Source organism: Maribacter sp. HS (assembly GCF_048059195.1).
Classification (GTDB): domain Bacteria; phylum Bacteroidota; class Bacteroidia; order Flavobacteriales; family Flavobacteriaceae; genus Maribacter; species Maribacter dokdonensis.
Genome location: NZ_JAYLVV010000007.1, coordinates 1 through 19,077, shown reverse-complemented (window position 1 = coordinate 19,077; position 19,077 = coordinate 1). Strand labels below are relative to the sequence as shown.

The following is a 19,077-nucleotide window of genomic DNA, read 5'->3' as shown; positions in this document are numbered from 1 at the left end:
CATTAACATATAGCCGTAAAAAGCTAAACCCAAACATAACCATGAAAAAAGCTAATCTCTTTTTAGCCATTTTACTATTTACCGGTGTATTTGTAAATGCACAGCAGTTACCTCAATTTACACAGTACATGTACAACACCATTTCTGTTAACCCAGCATACGCAGGTAGTAGAGAAACGTTGAACGCTACAATACTACATAGAAACCAATGGGCAGGATTAGAAGGTAACCCACGTACCAGTACGCTATCTGTTCATTCTCCATTAAAAAATGAAAAGATCGGTATTGGTGTATCATACATCAATGACCGTTTAGGTTTTGAAAGCACCAACTATTTTTATGGTGATTTCTCATATACCGTTCCAGTAAGTCAGCAAGTAAAAATGCGTTTTGGACTAAAGGGCGGGTTCACAAGTTATAACCTAGAAAATCCTGATCCCAACGATCAATTCTTCAATGCCAACTTCAACAGTATCAACCCTAATTTTGGTGCTGGTTTTTATATTGGCTCAAACAGATGGTATGCCGGTATTTCATCTCCAAGAATTTTAAATACAGATTTGAACGAAGGCGAATTTGAAGCTATAGAACGTAATAGCTATTATGCCATTGGTGGTCTGGTTTTTGATCTGTCTGAAACAACTATTTTTAAACCTACGGTAATTACAAAATTTACAAATGGTGCCCCGGCAACCTATGATTTTACCATTAACTTTTTGTTCAATGAGAAATTTTGGATAGGTACCTCATATAGAGTGAACGATGCATCTAACTTTGGTGCAATGATGGATTACCAAGTTTCTAGAGATTTTAGAATTGGTTATGCCTATGATCTACCGACATCATCGGTAAGACCTTATACTGGCGGTACACATGAAATAATTTTGATATTTGAACTTGCCAAAAAAGTATTAGGTCCGGTAAAATCCCCCAGATATTTCTAATAATTTAAAATCGATACGATGAAAAATTATAAAAATTTGGTGCTTTTAACGCTACTATTTCTAGTAGGGCAATTTACCATTGCGCAAATAGCATCGCAAAAAAAAGCTGATTATTACTTTAGTAAATTTTCCTATTCTTTAGCAATACCTGAATATGAAAGAATGGTGGAAACAGATTTTAATGCGGAATATGCACACCAGCAATTAGCTGAATGCTACCTATTAATCCGTGATTACAAAAAATCTATTCCGCATTTTAAGGCTGTAATCAACAATGCCACCCTTCCTACGGATTATTATTTTAAATATGCCATGGCACTTTATGCCAATGGAGATTTGGATGAATCTGAAATTTGGTTGAAAAAATACAAAAAGTACAATAAGAACGATTCTCGTGTAAAACGATTCTTAAAAGATGGTAACCTGGCATCGGTAGTCTTTAACAGTAGACAACGATATGAGGTTGAACCTGTATCCTTTAATTCTACAGATAGTGATTTTGGCGCGTTTCGGTTTTTAGGAAATATCTATTTTGCCTCTTCTAGAAGAGACGTGGTAACCGGTGAAACTTATGGCTGGAACGATGAGCCTTGGTTAGATCTTTTTGCTGTGCAAGAGGACAACCCTATGTCTGAACCTATACGTTTAAAAGGAGATATCAACACAAAATTTCATGAAAGTTCCGTAGCTTTTTCTACAGATTATAAGAACGATACCATCATGTATTTTACCAGAAATAATTTTTATGATAAAAAAGCTGGTTACGGTGTATCAAACGAAATCAACCTAAAAATATATAGCGCCAAATTTGTAGATGGCAAATGGGTAGAAAATAGTAATCTTAGAATGAACAGCGACTACTATTCAACCGGTCACCCATCTGTTAACCAATCTAGGACCCGAATATATTTTGCCTCTGATAGACCTGGCGGTTACGGTGGTACAGATATCTATTACGCAGAAATTCATGAACGTGGAGGTATACAAACGCCGATCAACGCCGGACCCATTGTTAATACGGAAGGAAACGAAATGTTTCCGTTCATAAACGAAGAGGGTAAATTATTCTTTAGTTCAGATGGTCATGTTGGTTTTGGCCAATTAGATGTCTTTTCTACCATATCAAATGAGGATGGTGAAGTTATTGACATTATTAATTTAGGTACTCCTATAAACAGTTCAAGCGATGATTTTGCATACTATGGGCTACCTAACGGTTTAGATGGTTATGTAAGCTCTAACAGAGAAGGTGGCGTTGGTAGTGATGATATTTACAAGTTTAAATTTACCCCTGCCTTAGATGTAGAAGGTTATGTTGTTGATGGTGTCAATAATCAAAAGCTGGATAGTGTTACGGTCAAATTATTTGATCAAATTACCAACACGCTGGTGGCGCAGACTACAACAGATGAAAATGGGTACTATAGATTTCCGGTGAACAGAAAAACTACTTACATGATCGAGGCGGTGAGAAAAACCCACCCACATAAAAATGTTTTCTTTAACACCTCTTCTACCCCAAAGGCACAAAAGCTTATGAGGCAAGATATTGTTCTTGAGCCTGTATTAGACCTTAAAGTATTGGCGGGACTTAATAAAATATACTTTGATTTCAACAAAAGTGATATTAGACCCGATGCTGCTGCGGAGCTAAATAAGGTAATTAAGGTAATGAACATTACCTACCCAGATATGATCATTAAACTAGAGGCACATACAGATCCGGTTGGTAGTCATGCCTACAATGATGATCTTTCTGAAAGAAGGGCAAAATCTACCTACGAATATTTAATTGAGAACGGTGTTTCTAAAGATAGAATTGTTTCATACAAAGGGTTTGGCAAGCGAGTACCTATCAACCATTGTACAAGTAAACAAGACTGTTCTGCAGAGGAACTGGAACTAAATAGAAGAACAGAATTCCCTATTCTACAGATTAAAAAAGGCATAGTTGCCTCAAAATAACTATATAAAGTTATCACCAAATAACGACCAACCATAAAAAAAGTCCTTTACAATTTTGTAAAGGACTTTTGCTTTTTATAATAAGTAGCTACCTATTCTAAAATACCGTCTACGATACCGTATTTAATAGACTCCTCTGCATTCATCCAATAGTCTCTATCAAAATCTTTTAAGACTTTATCAAAGTCTTGACCACAGTTATCCGCCAAAATCTGGGCACTTAACTCTTTGGTCTTAATAATTTCCCTTGCCTGAATTTCAATATTGGAAGCTTGCCCTCTTGCACCACCACTTGGCTGGTGAATCATTACTTGTGCGTGTGGCTGAATAAACCTTCTACCCTTTTTACCAACAGACAATAATATAGACCCCATAGAGGCTGCCAGACCGCTACAAATAGTAGAAACAGGACTCTTTAATGACTTTATAGTGTCATACATTGCAAAACCAGAAGTTACATAACCTCCAGGACTATTAATATATAGTTGAATTTCTTTATTGTTCTGCATATCCAAGTATAACAACCTATCAATTACATGTTTTGCAGAATCGTCATCAACCATACCCCATAAGAAGACTTTTCTTTCCTCCAGCAATTTCTCATCTATGGCTTCCTGAATTTTTCCTTTTTTAGAACTCATATTTTAAGTTTATTTATCTCTAACAAAATTAATGAATTAAATCATAAACAGAAGAGGCAATCCTTCTCCTAATTAACGTCCAATTCTTTTTCAACTTATATTACAATTACTCTTTTGGTGCCACACTCTCTTCTACTTCCACCGTTTTTTCCACTACCTTCTTAATAGGGATAACCACTTTGCCGGTTTTTGTCTTTAATACCATTGCTATATTATCTATACCAACCACTGTACCTTGCAAATCGCCTATTTTAACCTTATCTCCTACTGCATAAATTTTTCTAGAATAAAAGGTTCTTAAAAGATCACCAACTATTTCTCTAGATCCTAAACCTAAGGCCAAAGAGATCGCCAACAAAAAAGCTCCCAGAACAATGGTAAAGTTATTGGTTATGATCTGCGTGTCTATACCTGCTTGGTTTAACGCTGTTATACTCACAAAAATTATAATGAGGTAGAACAAAACATTTCCAAGAATTTTTCCACCACCTAGACCAATAGAATCAAAAACCTTAATAATGGTCTCTTTGATCGTTTTGGCCAAGAACAATCCTATCATGAAAATGACCATGGCAGACAACAAAATAGGCAGGTAACGTAGTAAATTGGCAATTTCTGTAGAAATAATGGTCAAGCCCATAATATCTGAGGCCACAATTATAAACACCAACCAAAGCAGCACTTTAACAAAGGTTACAATGATTTTAGATAGATCTATCTTAATATCGGCATCACCAAAAAGTTTAGCGTCATTTATTTTTTCAGAAATACTGCTCAACTTAATGACCTTAAATATCTTTCTTAATACCAGGGTGGTAATTTTTATTATGATCCACCCAAATACAATTACTATAAAGGCACCGAAAATACCTGGTAATGCTGCCGCGATATCTTTAAAAATATTACTTAAAGATTCAAAAGTTAGGTCTTTCCACTTATCTACTGTTTCCATATCTGGTCTACTACTATTATTTCTGGTTAGGTTTTGAATTCGTTTTTAACATGCCCTCAATAATAGAGGCAAAATTACCCGTAAATAGATTGGTCAATTCCATCACCAATTTAGCCGCAGCGACATCATCCATAACTTTTTTACGTAGTTCTGGTGGAACATCTTTAAGATCCCCTTGTAAATTTTTAAATGGATTATTGTCCTGTTCTAGCATTAAGGTAGGGTTTTATACATTTCCGTTACTTTCGCTTTTGCCCTTTTGAGCCTCATTTTTATCGCACTCGGTTTTAAATCTAAGATATTTTCCAATTCTTTTATTGATGCTCCATCTTGATATTTCAATAATAATAGAGATTTATCTTCTGGCGCAATTAGTTCCAAAGCCTTTTTTAGCTTATCTACCTGCATTTGCAATAGTAAATCATCGGTTACATCAACAGGTATATCTTCTTGAGTATCATATTTAATTGAGTTATCATTTATTTTTCTTTCCTTATTTCTGTTCACGTAATTGACACAAAAATTATAAGTGAAAGAGTAGAGCCAAGTAGAGAATTTTGAATTTCCCTTGAACGAACCCAACTTAACAAATAACATTAAAAAAATATCTTGGGTTAAATCTTCAGCTTCTTTGTTAGACTTTGAAAATCCTAAACACTTATTATAGACCAATTGAGAGTACCGATCATATAATTCTCCAAATAATAAAGAATCATTATTGGCAACAATTCTCTCGATCAACTCATTATCGGTAAGTTTTTCATGTGCGCCTTTAGAAACCGTTTTATTTCCAAACTGGTTTCCAATGATTATAAAACAAAGCTTCTTAAGAAAAGTCACCCTAATAATTATGTTTACAAAAAAATAAAAGTAGGTTAAAGATACTGTAATTGATATATTTACTTGAAAATCTACAGAAAATGAAAAAATTAATTCTTCTTTCCATTCTTGTTTCAAGCGTATTTACAGGATGTAAAACCGACCAAAAAAAAACTAAAGTTGTCGTTGCCGAAGATAAGGAATTGACCGTTCTTGAAAAAATAGCCAATGCCAACGGTTTTGAAAACTGGAAAGATGTAGAGCGTATCAAATTTACTTTTAATGTAGATCGTGAAGATGAACACTTTGAACGTACCTGGTTATGGGAAACCGGTTCTAACGATGTTACCATGATGACAAGACAAGACACGATATCTTACAACAGAAAATCTGTAGATAGCACCATGACAGCAACAGATGGCGGATTTGTAAATGATAAGTTCTGGCTATTGGCACCATATCAATTGGTATGGGATCAAAAAAGTTTCACCCACAAACACACAGAAAATGTAGAAGCTCCGATCAGCAAAGCAAATATGCATAAACTAACTACGGTCTACAATAATGAAGGCGGCTACACACCTGGCGATGCTTATGATTATTATTTTGGAGATGATTATATTATTAAAGAATGGGTATACAGAAAGGAAAACCAGTCTGAACCTAATATGGTAACCACTTGGGAAGACTATAAAAACCTAAACGGGTTACACATAAGCATGATGCACAAAAGACCGGATGCTGATTTCTCACTTTATTTTTCCGGGGTAGAGGTGAAATAATATGGTACAAAGTTTGATACGTTTCAATCTTAACAACTGATCCATGAAACCATCATTCTTTCTGTTTTTTCTACTTTCATTTATTGGATTTTCACAACAGACTATAGATGCTGTAATAGTAGATAGTGCCGACAATGTTCCTCTTGAATTTGTCGGTATCTATAATTCTAAAGATCATACTATTTCCAATGAAGATGGTCGGTTTCAATTTTCATCACTATTAGATTCCATTATAATTTACAGGGTTGGTTATGATAAATTAAGTACTACTTTTCAAAAAGTAAAGGATACCATTTTCCTCAACAAAAGTGTATTGGAGCTTAATGAAGTTACGGTTACGAATGAAAAAACCCTATGGCAAAAAGTTGGGGATTCTATTAGATCTAATTACCCTATTTATCCCTATAAAGAGAAATTTCTGTTGAGAGGTGTTTTAAGATATAATGGTGAAATTACCAGAGTTCAAGACTTGCAAGGTAAACTGGAAAGAAGAACACTTTTATACACTAAAGAAATTGACCCCGATAAAAAAGACTTTAAGGTAGAGTTGACCAATATGCGTAAAGTTGGATTAGTGAAAGATGAAAATGAAGTATACTTCATTTTTGAAACCTTTTACCAATTATTCATGAATTTCACCCCTATGAACGCTACTGGAGATGCTTTTGATTTGACCGAAGCTACTTTTAATAATGGCAGTAAGACCAATTTAAGTTTTCAGACCAAACCAGAAATTGAAAATGAAGAAGTAAATGGCCATTATATTATCAACAATAATGACCATGCTATTGAAAGAATTTACATGGCCATTAACAATAAAGACAATCCTTATAAAAAGGATGGCAATATTAGATTTAGAACGGTCTCCGTAGAAAAAGAAATGTCACTGTCCAAATCTTCAATTACAAACAAATATTACATAGCCACGGCAAAATATGATGTAAAGGTAGAGGTGACAGATGATAAAAATTCCTACACCTCTTTTTATGATGTATCTTTTATATTGACTACATCTGACCATGAGGGCGACTTTCCCGTTAAAAAAAATGTAAGCACCTCTAAAGATCTATTCAAAATAAAATACCCGTACGATCAGCGTTATTGGAATGCTCAAAATCAATTATTGTTAACAGAAGAAATGTTGAATTTTATTGAAAAAGTACAAGATCCCAATAATGAATTTAAAGTGAGAAGCAATATCAAAAACTAACCTAAGCTTTCTTTTTCTTTAATAAAAATGTAAATAATAGAATTAGGAATCCACAAGCCAAAAGTACCACGAAGCTTCTGGTCAAACTATAATTCTCTGCTAGAAAACCTAAAATTGGTGGGGCACACAAAAAGCCGGCATATCCTGAACCTGCAATAAAGGCAATGCCTTTAGAAGAATCTATTCCTTTTACATTCCCCCCTATTCTAAAAACTTCAGGTACCATGACAGAAAATCCCAATCCGTTTAACGCAAAACCAATAATACTTAAGTAAGTATTTGTTGTCAATACTAAAAAGTATCCTGCAATTGCTAAAATTGCTCCTACTGCAACTATCTTGACCGATCCAATTTTATCACTGATCCCATCCCCTAAAAACCTTCCTAAGGTCATGGTGATTTGAAACCCTAAAAATCCCAATCCCCATAAAGTTTCGGGCGCTAACGCAATTTCCTTTAAATATAGTCCGCTCCAATCTACGATAGCACCTTCACTACCCATGGCCAAAAAAGAAATAAGACCTAATAGCATTAACGGTTTTAGCAAACCAAAACTAAAGGGTTCATTTTCTATTTCTTCGGCTACTTCCGTAAAATATTGTTTCCTAAATTTAAAATTGACCACCAAAACGAGTAACACGGCAATGAACATGTGTAGTATGGGATTTGACAACGGACCAATTAAAAAACTACCCAAACCTGCCAAAACACCACCTAGACTAAAAAAGCCATGAGATGCTGCCATAAACTTTACCTTGTCTTTTTTCTCTATTTCCGTTACCAAGGTATTCATAGAAATATCCGTGATACCATTAGAAGCTCCAAAAAGAAACAAGGCTGCCATTAACATATAATAACTGGGTGCCAGTAGTGGCAGCATGGCAGCAACACAACTCGCCAACACCCCGTAAAATGTGCTTTTACCAACCCCTACTCTATTGATGATACCTGAGGCAAACGGAAAAACCGTGAATACACCTAATGCCAAAAAGAAAATAGCTATACCCAGCTCAGACTTACTAATATGCAAAGTCTCTTTGACCGTGGGTATATAAATGGCCCATGTTCCAAATAGTATGTTGATACTTGCAAATACCCATGACGGACCAAAATAACGTGCTTTCCCTAAAATTAATCGTAATGACTTCACTTGGTTGTCAGTTGTTAGTTATTGGTTACTTCGGCTACGCTCAGCACAGGTGTTCGTTGTTCGTTGTTCGTTGTTCGTTGTTCGTTGTTCGTTGTTCGTTGTTCGTTGTTCGTTGTTCGTTAAATATTAAAAAAAATCTATAAAATTTAATTGGCAAGTACTCCTTCTTTTAATATCTGCCCAAAACGGTACATATCTTCAAACGTAGAATAGAAAGGAGCCGGTGCCAAACGAATTACATTGGGCTCTCGCCAATCTGTCACCACCCCATTTTCCATCAAATAATTGAACAACGCCTTGCCCTGTCCATGTAAGAACACAGAAAGCTGACAGCCTCTATCTGCCGGAGTTATGATTTCAAAAGTGCTATCTACCTCTTTATCTATTTCTTGTAGAATAAACTCTAAATAGGAAACAATTAAATTTCTTTTTTCAATCAATTTATGCATACCAACTTCTTCAAACATGGTCAATGAAGCCAAATAAGGCGCAACCGATAGCACAGGTACATTGCTTATTTGCCAAGCATCGGCATTTTCCATAGGTTCAAACTCTGGCTTCATTAAAAAACGGGTTTCCTTTTTGGTTCCCCACCATCCTTCAAAACGCTGAATATCTTTTTTGTTCAGGTGCTTTTTATTCACGAAAATACCAGAAGCATTTCCTGGTCCGCTATTCATATATTTATAACTACACCATGATGCAAAATCGGCATCCCATTCATGCAGTTTCAATTCTACATTACCAACGGCATGTGCTAGATCCCAACCCACATTGGCACCAACTGCTTTTCCTGCTTTGGTAATAGCTTCCATATCCATTACTTGACCATTGTAATAATTTACTCCGCCAATTAAAACAAGAGCCAGTTCATCTCCCAACTCTTCAATTTTTGCCAGTATATCTTCTGTTCTCCAGTGATGCTCCCCTTCTCTCTTTTTAATCTCTACAATAGTTTCATCCGGGTCTAGCCCATGAAAACGAACTTGACTTTGAAACATGTATTGATCACTTGGAAATGCTTTTTCTTCACAAAGAATCTTAAATCTCTTTTGAGTGGGGTTGTAAAAAGAGACCATCAATAAATGAAGATTCACCGTAAGCGTATTCATTACCGATATTTCTTCAGGCAACGCCCCCACTACTTTTGCCAAGGGTTCTGCCAGGCGCTCATGATAGTCCCACCAAGGTTTTTCTGCATAAAAATGACCTTCAACGGCAAGTTCCGCCCAATCTTTCATGACCCCATCTACAAACGATTTGGTTCTTTTTGGCTGTAATCCTAGAGAATTACCGGTAAAATAGATGACCTCCTTCCCATTAATTTTAGGAAAAATAAATTCATCTCTATATGTACTTAAGTCGTCTTGTGCGTCTAATGATTGTGCAAACTGCAACGTATTTTTAAACTCCATAGCTAATTTTGTATAAAGGTAAACATAAGCCTATAATATTATAAGCTCCATGCAATAATAGCATTTTAAGATTCTGTTCTTAATCGCATTTCGATCATGTGTCTTTTAAACCCTTTTTTTTCATAGGCTTTAATAGCAGGTTCATTTTCCTCATATACATGCAACCTTATTTCCGTAAGCCCAATATTCATGGCCCAATGCTGTAAGGACTCCACAATTTTACCGTTAATTCCCCTGCCCCTATATTCCGGATCGGTATACATAAAACCCAAGTAAGCATAGGTCTCATGATCCAAGTAAGGTCTTGCCTGTTTTTCCAATGCATAACCCGTTGCAACAATTTTATCTCCGTCAGAAGCAACCATAAGGGTAGCTCTTGGGTTTTCTATCAATGCATCTAAATCATAGTATTGCACATCATTATTTCTAATAGTTGGATCCATTGGGCGTTCTGCCTTGACCACTTCTTGCTCATATTGCAATAGTACAGGCACATCATTTTTTAGGGCTTCCCTAAGGGTAATTTCATTGTTCATGGCTATGCTAATTTGAGTCCATTAAAATAAGGCTTAAAACCCTATTTTTGCAAAAAGAAACGCATGCATTTTTTATCGCCACTTTTAGAAAATTACTTAGCGGACCATTCACAGCCAGAACCTAAGTTGTTACAAGAACTTACCCGAGAAACGCATTTAAAGGTTATACAGCCCCGTATGTTAACGGGACATTTTCAAGGGCGTGTTTTAAGTTTACTTTCTAAATTGATACATCCTGCCAACATTCTAGAAATTGGCACGTATACCGGTTATTCCGCTTTATGTCTTGCGGAAGGATTACAGAAAAACGGACAATTACATACTATTGATGTCAATGCAGAACTAGAACAAATTCAGCGTACTTTTTTTGATCGAAGTGATTATGGTAATCAGATTATACAACATGTAGGCAATGCTTTGGACATTATCCCTAAAATGGATATCACCTTTGACCTTATTTTTATTGATGCGGAGAAAAAGCAATACGATAAGTATTTAGATGTTGTACTACCCAAAACCAAATCTGGCACTGTGATACTTTCAGATAATGTATTGTGGTCAGGTAAGGTGGTTGAGCCTTTGAACCCAAAAGATGTGACCACTAAAGTATTATTGGATTATAATAAAAAACTAAGTGAACATCCACAATTAGAAACGGTATTGCTGCCTATTCGTGACGGACTGACCCTAAGTAGGGTAAAATAAGCAGACCGTATAATTTATAGAACAACCAGGCGGAGCATATACCTACCAAAGCACCTACCATTAAATCTATAGGAAAGTGCACCCCAACATATACCCTACTCATAGCAAATAGTATAGGCCAGATATAAAATAAATACACCCATTTAAATTCTCGCCTTAAAAAAAGAACGGTCAACGTAATTATAGAAAAGGAAGATGAGGCATGGCCTGAAAAAAAACTGAACCCGGACGGACTCCGTAAAATACGGATCAACGTATTTAGCTCTTCGTCATTATTAGGTCTTAAGCGGGCTACCACATGCTTTGTCAGGTCAGTGACCGTAGCCACAAAAGCTGCCATAATCAATATGGTCAAAATCATTGTTATAGCTTCTTTCTTTGGAAATTTTATAAAGAAAAGTGTAATGATCAATGCAAAGAGAGGAATCCAAGGTGGAAATTTGGTAACGGTAGACCAAAAAGCATCGTACTGTTCTATACCTAGACTGTTAAGATAGACAAAGGCATCTCGATCCCATTGTAAGATCTTATCTAGCATAAGCGCTTATTTTCTCTTGATCGTACCGGTTACTTCATTGATATTTTTAGTGACGTCAGTTATTTGCTTTTTAACGTCAGTACCTAAACCGGAACTAATATCTTGTTTCATGTCATCAATATCCTTTTTAATATCGGTCACAAAACTTGTATCTATACCTTGTTTGTCGGCACTTTTTTGAATTTCTTGTTTAATATCTTCAGTAGCATCTTTTAGCTGGCGCATACCTTTGCCCAAGCCCTTGGCAATACCAGGAATTTTGTCGGCACCAAAAACCATCACTACGATAAACATAATGAAGAAAATTTCTGCGCCACTAATAAATAATGAATACATAGCAATCATACTACAAATATAAACAAGTTTAGTATCGAAATTAAAAAAGCCCCGTAGTTATACGAGGCTTTTTTCAATAAATGTTTTGTTAATTATTCTCCTTTCATTCCTTCTTTCATTTTATCGAAATCACTTTCCTGCTCTTTCTTTGGCCAACTATTGTTAGTTGTATCAATATCAGCAGTTTCCATTTTAGGGTCTATCTGAATTCCTTTTAGCTCAGATGTAGATGAAATCACCATACTTACCTCTTTGCTGTTCTTTCTCCAGATTTCTGGCGGATAGGTTACATTTTTCACAGAACCATCAGCATACGTATACTCAACAATTAAAGGCATTGGTAAACCGCCCGGACTGTTGTACGTTACTTCGTAAAAATACTTAGGCTCTTTTATAGCTGCTCTTTCAGCTGCCGTCATATTATCCATCATAAACTCCTTCAACGTTTTAGAGGTTTCAGATGGCAAATTATTCTTTAGTTCCGGTGATACCATACCGGCATCATCATACTCCTCTAAATATACCATTGGTGGTAAATTGGACTCTGGTATACCGCGCTCTGCCAAATATGCTTTCATCTTCTTGTTCGGCTGATCGCTTACGTAGTATTTCTTAATATCCTTTACGGCCATATCCACATAGTCGGTAGTATAGAACCATCCTCTCCAGTACCAATCTAGATCAACGGCAGATGCATCTTCCATTGTTCTAAAGAAATCTTCTGGGGTTGGGTGCTTAAATTTCCAACGGTGAGAATATGTTTTAAACGCATGATCGAACAATTCGCGACCCATTACGGTCTCTCTCAAAATATTCAACGCTGTTGCAGGTTTTCCATAGGCGTTTGGTCCTAATTGAAAAACGTTTTCAGGGTTAGACATAATTGGTGCAATAGTACTTTGATCACCGCTCATGTAAGGTACGATCTTAGCTGGATCCCCTCTTCTTGATGGGTATTTTGCGTTAGGCGCAATAGCTTCTGGATATGCTTCTCCAAACTCTTGCTCTGCCATATACTGCATAAAAGTATCTAAACCTTCATCCATCCATCCCCATTGACGCTCATCCGAATTTACGATCATTGGGAAAAAGTTATGTCCTACCTCGTGAATGATTACACTGATCATTCCGTATTTAGTTCTATCAGAATAGCTACCATCTTTATTTGGTCTACCGTAGTTCCAACAGATCATTGGGTACTCCATACCTTGTCTTTTGGCATGTACCGAAATTGCTTTAGGGTAAGGGTAGTCAAATGTATGCGAAGAGTAAGATTTCAAAGTATGCGCTACAGCTTTTGTAGAATACTCTTCCCATAACGGGTTACCTTCTTTAGGGTACATAGATACCGCCATTACGTCTCTGTTACCCAATTTTACCGCTTGCATGTCCCAAATGAACTTTCTTGAAGTTGCAAAACCAAAATCACGAACATTCTCCGCTTTTAGCTTCCATGTCTTCGTTTTATCTGAAAAACCTTTTTCTGCAGCTTCTGCTTCTTCTTGACTTACAATGATTACAGGTTTGTCATATGATTTTTTAGCTTTTTCATAACGCGCCATCATCTCTTTGCTATATACTTCTTTTCTATTTTGAAGTACACCTGTACCATCTAAGATATGATCTGCAGGTACGGTAATGTTCACCTCATAATCCCCAAAAGGAAGAGCGAATTCGCCATTACCCCAAAACTGGTGGTTCTGCCATCCTTCTACATCATTGTAAACGGCCATTCTTGGAAAGAACTGTGCAATTACATAGGCTCTGTTACCGTCTTCAGCAAAATACTCATAACCTGATCTAGCTCTATTGATCGTATGATCCGGTATATTATAGTTCCATTTAATCTTAAAGGCATACTTGTCCCCACTCTTTAACGGCGTAGGTAAATCTACACGCATCATAGTAAAGTTAATGGTGTAAGGCAATGCTTTTCCTGAATCATCCTTAACGTAATCTATATTGAAACCGCCATCAAAAGGTTCGGTCATAAAGTTACCTACAAATTTCTCTGGAGAATCTCCCAAAGAAATACCGCTACCATTTTTTAAAGCCGCCTTAGAATCTTTAGCTCGTACATTTTGATCCAACTGCACCCATAAATATTCCAAATCATCTGGAGAATTATTGGTATATGTAATGGTCTCTTCACCAAACAATTTAGCATTCTTATCATCTAAACGAATGTCCATTACATAGTCTGCCTGCTGCTGGTAGTAATCAGGACCAGGTGCACCAGATGCAGACCTGTAGGTGTTAGGCGTAGAAAACTCTTCGTACAATTGTTTGAACTTACTCTGGTTGTAGTGCCCAGGTTCCTTTTCTTTGGTCATCGTTTCTTGAGCAAACGTTACGGCCGTAAAAAGGAATAAAATAGACGCAAATGCGTACTTTACTCTTTTCATTACTTGGTTTTTTTAGTGTCCGAAAATTAAAGTTTTTATAGGGATATCTTAATATATGTTACAAATTTAACATTCCTTTAGGACGGGATTTCACCAAAACATGGCTTTTTTTTGTGCCTTTTACTTTCATGTGCACCACGTTTTGCTGATCATCATAAATATCTGTAAGGATTTCATCTGTAATACCAATTTGTTTTAAGTTGGATAATGGAATATTAGGTACTTCTAAATAACAAATGACCATATCAGAATCATACTTATGACCAATAAAATCATAGGTTGCGTTTTCTTGGTTTACTTCTACCAAGAATTTTGTACGTAAGTATTTTTCAAGAAAATCCTTGTCCATTTCCGTTTCCTTAGCAGTACCCAGGTTTGCAGAATAACCATATCTTTCTTTGAGCACCGTATTCATATCATCTATAAAAACACGGGTAATGATCTGTATGGCCTCATCTTTCTCAGAATAGTCTACATTGGTAACACTAATGTAAAATTTGTGCGCCCCTACGAATGCAAAAAGGGGTAGTATCAATAATACCAATACCGGTTTAAAAATTTTCATAATGTATGGTTTCATATGCTATGGAGCAAAGTACATGCCAAATATAACACCCCTAATCCAAAGCATTATTCTTTCTGTACAGTATACTCTTTTGTCGTAGGTATTCCCAAATTTCCATTTCATTATGGGAATCTACAATTTGTTGAAAACGGGGATCAACCTCGCAATAATATAGAAAATCATCTATTTTATCAATAGGGATCAACAACTGTTCTTGGTATACACTATCTTCATAAAACTTACGCACACGCTCCGTTCTATCATACAGTTTATTGCGCTCTACCCGCTTCTTCAACATTTTGGTACGCCCTGTAATGGCATTGATCAATGGGTCAAAACTCATTATGGGGTTTGCTGTAGCCGCAGAAAGTTCCCTTTCGGCCTTGGTAGGTATTTTTACATAAGCATTTGGTAAACCCAAAGTAGATGCGGTAACTATGGGATCCAATTCTAAAGTAGGCAGATCCATTAATAGGTTACCACTAAGATTATAGGGCGTTACGGTAACCTCATCTAATTCCGTAAGTGCCTCTTCTAAACCTACAGAGATAAACTTGCTTTCCAAAATTGCGGTATTTACCACCACAATTTTCTTTTTGTATTGTATGGCCGAAAATTCTAAGGTATCCAACAATTGCACGGCAACCGTAAAAAATCCGTTTTCATCGGTGATGGTGGCCCGTTGCGATGTTAAGTTAAGTACATGAGTGGCGGCAACGTCACCGTCATCACTATATACCCTGCCCTCTAATTTCTTTGTCTCTTCCAATTGGGAGAAAACCGAAATACTAGCAAGCAAAAAAAAGAATAGGAGTCTACTCCTCATTTAAATCTTTAAGAAACGATTTACTATGATTCACCAATGCATCGATCAATTGAAATTCATTTTCCTTTTTAAGTAAAGACTTTGCAGGCATTTTAGCATCACAGTAATACAAAAACTCATTGATCTTATCTTGTGGTATCTGTAGGTCTACAACAAAGAAAGAATCGTCATATACCTGTCTTAGTACCTCACTCACCTTTAATGATGGAGTCTCTTCGGCAGCTTGGTCCTGAGATTTAAAAATGGCCCTGAAGATATTGGCAAAATTAAGACCGTCTTGCATACCTCTATCCACATCAGACATGGCAATATTCTCTACCTCTGTCCCTCGATCTATTTCGTACTCGTGCTGTTTAAATTCTTCGTTTCTCATTTTCAAGAAACGTTCTTGCTGTTCTGGGGTAATGACCACTTCGTCTAACTCCGTCACTTTTTCGTTCACCTCTACCACCAAACGGTTGTTCGCTAAAATTTCCTCGGTTACGGTCACTACTTTTATATTGTAGTTTACTGCCGTAAAAACTAATTTATCACCCACTTTTACATTGATCTTAAACTGCCCTTGGTCATTGGTAATGGTTGCATGCTCAGAAGTTGAGTTGATCACATTTTCATTGGGCACTCCAATGTTCATGTAGATTACCGAACCTCTTAAAGGCACTCTAGCATCATCTTGTGCAAAGCCCGATACTGTGATAAACAATACAAATAAAAAAAGTAATTTTCTGGTCATTTAGTGTGTATTAAAAGGGATGATACCCTACCCATAGGGTATTCAAAAGATAAAGAAAAGATTTGTAACTATTATAAAAAAAATCCTGTCAATAAACTTTTGTTAATTTCTTATCTTCCAAGAAAGCAATGGGTCCTTATCTTCATGTAAAACCATACCGTACAACGACCATATATGTACTTTAACCCAATAGCACATTATTTCAACTTATAAATAAAAGGTATTACCAAGATAATTCTATTTTTGTTTATCGTTATTTTCTCGTCATAAGACACTAAGTATGAAAGCAATAATTTTCTTTATTTTCTTTATTTTTTTGGCAGTGCCCCCCGTATTCGGACAAATTAAAATAGGAGACAACCCCCAAAATATAGATGCTTCGTCTGTTCTAGAGCTAGAAAGTTCTTCTAAGGTATTGGTCATTACCCGCGTTAACACATTAGAAATGGAAGCCATTACCCCACAGCGTGGTGGTTTGGTCTACAATACCGATACGGAATGTGTTCATTACTATGATGGAACCCAGTGGGTAAACCTTTGTGATGCCGTAAACTTTACCATAACCAACGACCCCATCATCAACGGCAGAAGTACCATAGAGATTACGGAATCTGCGGCTGGGTATAACCTAGAAGTTGCAGAAAATAGTCTTACTGGTGATAATATTAGAGATGGTTTTATTGACACAAATGATATAGCAGATAACTCCCTAACTGCAGATGATTTAGCTGCAGAATCTGTTGGTTCCAGTGAAATACGGGAAAACGCCGTCGGCACAAATGAACTAGCCGTAGGCGCAATACAACCTGTAAACATAGCCAACGAAAGTCCAGACAGGGTGTTGACTACCGATGAAAATGGCATTGTACAATGGGAAGATGCCAACGATCTTTTTGATCTGACTTTTGATAAAACAGACAATACCTTAACCATTTCTAGATCTACCACACCAGGTGTTTCCTCCATTAGTTTAGAAGCTTTGGTAGGCTCAGATGATCAGCAGTTAGATCTTACAGAAAATATTCTAAGCATAGAGAACGACCCTAATACTATTGACTTATCAACGTATTTTCAAACCTTAAGTTTTGACCCTGACACAAATGGAATAACTTTAAGTAACGGTAATACAATTACCCTACCTGCAGCAGCTGCGGAAGTTGATGGTATTGTAGGTAATGAAATTTCAAATGCTACGGATGCTACACTGGTTCGTAATGGTGACGGCACTGAGGCTAATCCTTATACCATTGATGTTGAAGTCGGTGGCATAGACACTGCTGAATTGGCAAATAATGCTGTAACCACCGGAAAAATTGCAAATAATGCTGTAAGAACGGCAGACATTTTAAACGGAACTATATTGCCGGAAGATATTGCTCCGTCAGCTGCAGCACCAGCAAATGCACAGATTTTATCGACAAGTACTACGGGAGTTGTTGGATGGATAGATATCCCAGAAGGAGCCGCAGAAGTTGATGGTGATATCAGAAATGAGTTACAAGATTTAGATTATGACCCAGTCAATAATATCCTTACTATTTCTACGCCCTTAACTGCTCTAAACCAAGTTGATTTAAGTGGTTTAGCCGATGCGCCTGAATTAGATGATGGATTTATCTTTGTAGGTAATGCAGCAAGCGAACCTACACCTGTTGAAGTAGGCGGAGACGTCACCATGAACAATATTGGGCAGTTTAGCATAGAAAATAACACTATTGAGAGCGACAATATTGTAAACAACACAATTACTCTAGAAGACCTAAACCAAAATGGCGCGGCTGATGGACAGGTTATTAAATGGGACGAAACTCTTAATGCAGGTCTGGGAGCTTGGACTGTTGCAAATGACATTGCCAATGGAACAGGCGGCAATGTTAATACGGACGCGACCTTGATCGGAAACGGAAACACAGTAGATCTTGGTATTGCCGATGATGCCGTCACAACCATAAAAATCCTTGACGACAACGTAACCCCAGCTAAATTAGAAGCAAGTGCTACGGACGGACAGATCCTTACTACGGACGGAACAGATGTCGTTTGGGCTGATCCGGTCGCAGGCAATGTTAATACGGACGCGACCCTGATCGGTAACGGAAACACAGTAGATCTTGGTATTGCCGATGATGCCGTCACAACCATAAAAATCCTTGACGACAACGTTACCCCTGCCAAAATAGAAGCAAGCGCTACGGACGGACAGATCCTTACTACCGACGGAACAGATGTTGTTTGGGCTGACCCGGTCGCAGGCAATGTTAATACGGACGCGACCCTGATCGGTAACGGAAACACAGTAGATCTTGGTATTGCCGATGATGCCGTCACAACCATAAAAATCCTTGACGACAACGTAACCCCAGCTAAATTAGAAGCAAGTGCTACGGACGGACAGATCCTTACTACGGACGGAACAGATGTCGTTTGGGCTGATCCGGTCGCAGGCAATGTTAATACGGACGCGACCCTGATCGGTAACGGAAACACAGTAGATCTTGGTATTGCCGATGATGCCGTCACAACCATAAAAATCCTTGACGACAACGTTACCCCTG

Annotated in this window: 19 protein-coding genes; 6 read left to right on the top strand and 13 right to left on the bottom strand. The window is 37.0% G+C overall.

The genetic code is table 11. From position 1 onward, the window contains the following. The first annotated feature begins 41 nt into the window (after nucleotides 1-41). Together VBZ51_RS15950 and VBZ51_RS15945 are read left to right on the top strand one after the other, a co-directional pair. Nucleotides 42-944: a type IX secretion system membrane protein PorP/SprF gene (locus VBZ51_RS15950; protein WP_416577571.1), complete on the top strand. Its 903-nt coding sequence runs from the start codon at nucleotides 42-44 to the stop codon at nucleotides 942-944. A gap of 18 nt (nucleotides 945-962) precedes the next feature. After that, complete coding sequence (locus VBZ51_RS15945) at nucleotides 963-2,909, top strand: OmpA family protein (protein WP_416577570.1); 1,947 nt, start codon at nucleotides 963-965, stop codon at nucleotides 2,907-2,909. A gap of 92 nt (nucleotides 2,910-3,001) precedes the next feature. On the opposite strand, the gene VBZ51_RS15940 is transcribed toward VBZ51_RS15945, so the two are convergent. The 4 genes from VBZ51_RS15940 to VBZ51_RS15925 form a co-directional block, all read right to left on the bottom strand. After that, nucleotides 3,002-3,550, bottom strand: coding sequence for a ClpP family protease (locus tag VBZ51_RS15940; protein WP_058105935.1), 549 nt, complete (start codon nucleotides 3,548-3,550; stop codon nucleotides 3,002-3,004). A 106-nt stretch (nucleotides 3,551-3,656) separates the two neighbouring features. Beyond that, entirely contained in the window at nucleotides 3,657-4,502 is an 846-nt protein-coding gene (locus VBZ51_RS15935; protein WP_416577569.1) for a mechanosensitive ion channel family protein, read from the bottom strand. A gap of 16 nt (nucleotides 4,503-4,518) precedes the next feature. Continuing rightward, nucleotides 4,519-4,716, bottom strand: a complete 198-nt coding sequence (locus VBZ51_RS15930) for a hypothetical protein (protein ID WP_058105933.1) — start codon at nucleotides 4,714-4,716, stop codon at nucleotides 4,519-4,521. Further along, nucleotides 4,716-5,342: an RNA polymerase sigma factor gene (locus VBZ51_RS15925; RefSeq protein WP_082643028.1), complete on the bottom strand. Its 627-nt coding sequence runs from the start codon at nucleotides 5,340-5,342 to the stop codon at nucleotides 4,716-4,718. Before VBZ51_RS15925 ends, VBZ51_RS15930 begins: the two co-directional genes overlap by 1 nt. Nucleotides 5,343-5,422: 80 nt before the next feature. Between VBZ51_RS15925 and VBZ51_RS15920 the strand changes: the two genes are divergently transcribed. After that, complete coding sequence (locus VBZ51_RS15920) at nucleotides 5,423-6,103, top strand: hypothetical protein (RefSeq protein ID WP_416577568.1); 681 nt, start codon at nucleotides 5,423-5,425, stop codon at nucleotides 6,101-6,103. A 43-nt stretch (nucleotides 6,104-6,146) separates the two neighbouring features. Continuing rightward, nucleotides 6,147-7,313, top strand: coding sequence for a hypothetical protein (locus tag VBZ51_RS15915; RefSeq protein ID WP_416577567.1), 1,167 nt, complete (start codon nucleotides 6,147-6,149; stop codon nucleotides 7,311-7,313). A gap of 1 nt (nucleotide 7,314) precedes the next feature. On the opposite strand, the gene VBZ51_RS15910 is transcribed toward VBZ51_RS15915, so the two are convergent. The 3 genes from VBZ51_RS15910 to VBZ51_RS15900 form a co-directional block, all read right to left on the bottom strand. Further along, nucleotides 7,315-8,463, bottom strand: coding sequence for an MFS transporter (locus VBZ51_RS15910; RefSeq protein ID WP_416577566.1), 1,149 nt, complete (start codon nucleotides 8,461-8,463; stop codon nucleotides 7,315-7,317). Nucleotides 8,464-8,609: 146 nt separating this feature from the next. After that, entirely contained in the window at nucleotides 8,610-9,878 is a 1,269-nt protein-coding gene (gene kynU, locus VBZ51_RS15905) for a kynureninase (protein ID WP_416577565.1), read from the bottom strand. A 65-nt stretch (nucleotides 9,879-9,943) separates the two neighbouring features. Beyond that, nucleotides 9,944-10,414, bottom strand: coding sequence for a GNAT family N-acetyltransferase (locus tag VBZ51_RS15900; RefSeq protein ID WP_416577564.1), 471 nt, complete (start codon nucleotides 10,412-10,414; stop codon nucleotides 9,944-9,946). Between the two features lie 63 nt (nucleotides 10,415-10,477). Here VBZ51_RS15900 and VBZ51_RS15895 point away from each other — a divergent pair, with 63 nt between their 5' ends. Next, complete coding sequence (locus VBZ51_RS15895; RefSeq protein WP_416577563.1) at nucleotides 10,478-11,119, top strand: O-methyltransferase; 642 nt, start codon at nucleotides 10,478-10,480, stop codon at nucleotides 11,117-11,119. On the opposite strand, the gene VBZ51_RS15890 is transcribed toward VBZ51_RS15895, so the two are convergent. The 6 genes from VBZ51_RS15890 to VBZ51_RS15865 all read right to left on the bottom strand — a co-directional run bounded on the left by VBZ51_RS15890 (nucleotide 11,082) and on the right by VBZ51_RS15865 (nucleotide 16,522). Continuing rightward, on the bottom strand, nucleotides 11,082-11,657 hold the full coding sequence (locus VBZ51_RS15890; RefSeq protein WP_082643027.1) for a phosphatase PAP2 family protein: 576 nt from the start codon (nucleotides 11,655-11,657) through the stop codon (nucleotides 11,082-11,084). The two genes, VBZ51_RS15895 and VBZ51_RS15890, sit on opposite strands and share 38 nt — an antisense overlap. Nucleotides 11,658-11,663: 6 nt before the next feature. Next, on the bottom strand, nucleotides 11,664-12,002 hold the full coding sequence (locus tag VBZ51_RS15885; RefSeq protein ID WP_071340107.1) for a Sec-independent protein translocase subunit TatA/TatB: 339 nt from the start codon (nucleotides 12,000-12,002) through the stop codon (nucleotides 11,664-11,666). Nucleotides 12,003-12,085: 83 nt separating this feature from the next. Then, the gene (locus VBZ51_RS15880) at nucleotides 12,086-14,398 is read right to left on the bottom strand and encodes a M1 family metallopeptidase (protein WP_416577562.1); all 2,313 of its coding nucleotides are present in this window, start codon (nucleotides 14,396-14,398) and stop codon (nucleotides 12,086-12,088) included. Nucleotides 14,399-14,456: 58 nt separating this feature from the next. Beyond that, complete coding sequence (locus VBZ51_RS15875; protein ID WP_416577561.1) at nucleotides 14,457-14,963, bottom strand: DUF6702 family protein; 507 nt, start codon at nucleotides 14,961-14,963, stop codon at nucleotides 14,457-14,459. 52 nt (nucleotides 14,964-15,015) lie between these two features. Continuing rightward, entirely contained in the window at nucleotides 15,016-15,789 is a 774-nt protein-coding gene (locus tag VBZ51_RS15870) for a hypothetical protein (protein ID WP_416577560.1), read from the bottom strand. Then, nucleotides 15,779-16,522: a hypothetical protein gene (locus VBZ51_RS15865; RefSeq protein WP_416577559.1), complete on the bottom strand. Its 744-nt coding sequence runs from the start codon at nucleotides 16,520-16,522 to the stop codon at nucleotides 15,779-15,781. The genes VBZ51_RS15870 and VBZ51_RS15865 overlap by 11 nt, the downstream gene beginning before the upstream one ends. Before the next feature lie 280 nt (nucleotides 16,523-16,802). Between VBZ51_RS15865 and VBZ51_RS15860 the strand changes: the two genes are divergently transcribed. Continuing rightward, nucleotides 16,803-19,077 (top strand): hypothetical protein (locus tag VBZ51_RS15860; RefSeq protein ID WP_416577558.1); only part of this gene is annotated, 2,275 nt, incomplete at its 3' end.

Excerpts from the sequence above, each read along its gene's own strand:
- VBZ51_RS15945 (WP_416577570.1), top strand. The coding sequence starts at position 963 with ATGAAAAATTATAAAAATTTGGTGCTTTTAACGCTACTATTTCTAGTA.
- VBZ51_RS15920 (WP_416577568.1), top strand. The coding sequence starts at position 5,423 with ATGAAAAAATTAATTCTTCTTTCCATTCTTGTTTCAAGCGTATTTACA.
- VBZ51_RS15900 (WP_416577564.1), bottom strand. The coding sequence starts at position 10,414 with ATGAACAATGAAATTACCCTTAGGGAAGCCCTAAAAAATGATGTGCCT.
- kynU (WP_416577565.1), bottom strand. The coding sequence starts at position 9,878 with ATGGAGTTTAAAAATACGTTGCAGTTTGCACAATCATTAGACGCACAA.
- VBZ51_RS15930 (WP_058105933.1), bottom strand. The coding sequence starts at position 4,716 with ATGCTAGAACAGGACAATAATCCATTTAAAAATTTACAAGGGGATCTT.
- VBZ51_RS15935 (WP_416577569.1), bottom strand. The coding sequence starts at position 4,502 with ATGGAAACAGTAGATAAGTGGAAAGACCTAACTTTTGAATCTTTAAGT.
- VBZ51_RS15865 (WP_416577559.1), bottom strand. The coding sequence starts at position 16,522 with ATGACCAGAAAATTACTTTTTTTATTTGTATTGTTTATCACAGTATCG.
- VBZ51_RS15870 (WP_416577560.1), bottom strand. The coding sequence starts at position 15,789 with ATGAGGAGTAGACTCCTATTCTTTTTTTTGCTTGCTAGTATTTCGGTT.
- VBZ51_RS15915 (WP_416577567.1), top strand. The coding sequence starts at position 6,147 with ATGAAACCATCATTCTTTCTGTTTTTTCTACTTTCATTTATTGGATTT.
- VBZ51_RS15880 (WP_416577562.1), bottom strand. The coding sequence starts at position 14,398 with ATGAAAAGAGTAAAGTACGCATTTGCGTCTATTTTATTCCTTTTTACG.
- VBZ51_RS15950 (WP_416577571.1), top strand. The coding sequence starts at position 42 with ATGAAAAAAGCTAATCTCTTTTTAGCCATTTTACTATTTACCGGTGTA.
- VBZ51_RS15940 (WP_058105935.1), bottom strand. The coding sequence starts at position 3,550 with ATGAGTTCTAAAAAAGGAAAAATTCAGGAAGCCATAGATGAGAAATTG.
- VBZ51_RS15890 (WP_082643027.1), bottom strand. The coding sequence starts at position 11,657 with ATGCTAGATAAGATCTTACAATGGGATCGAGATGCCTTTGTCTATCTT.
- VBZ51_RS15885 (WP_071340107.1), bottom strand. The coding sequence starts at position 12,002 with ATGATTGCTATGTATTCATTATTTATTAGTGGCGCAGAAATTTTCTTC.
- VBZ51_RS15895 (WP_416577563.1), top strand. The coding sequence starts at position 10,478 with ATGCATTTTTTATCGCCACTTTTAGAAAATTACTTAGCGGACCATTCA.
- VBZ51_RS15875 (WP_416577561.1), bottom strand. The coding sequence starts at position 14,963 with ATGAAAATTTTTAAACCGGTATTGGTATTATTGATACTACCCCTTTTT.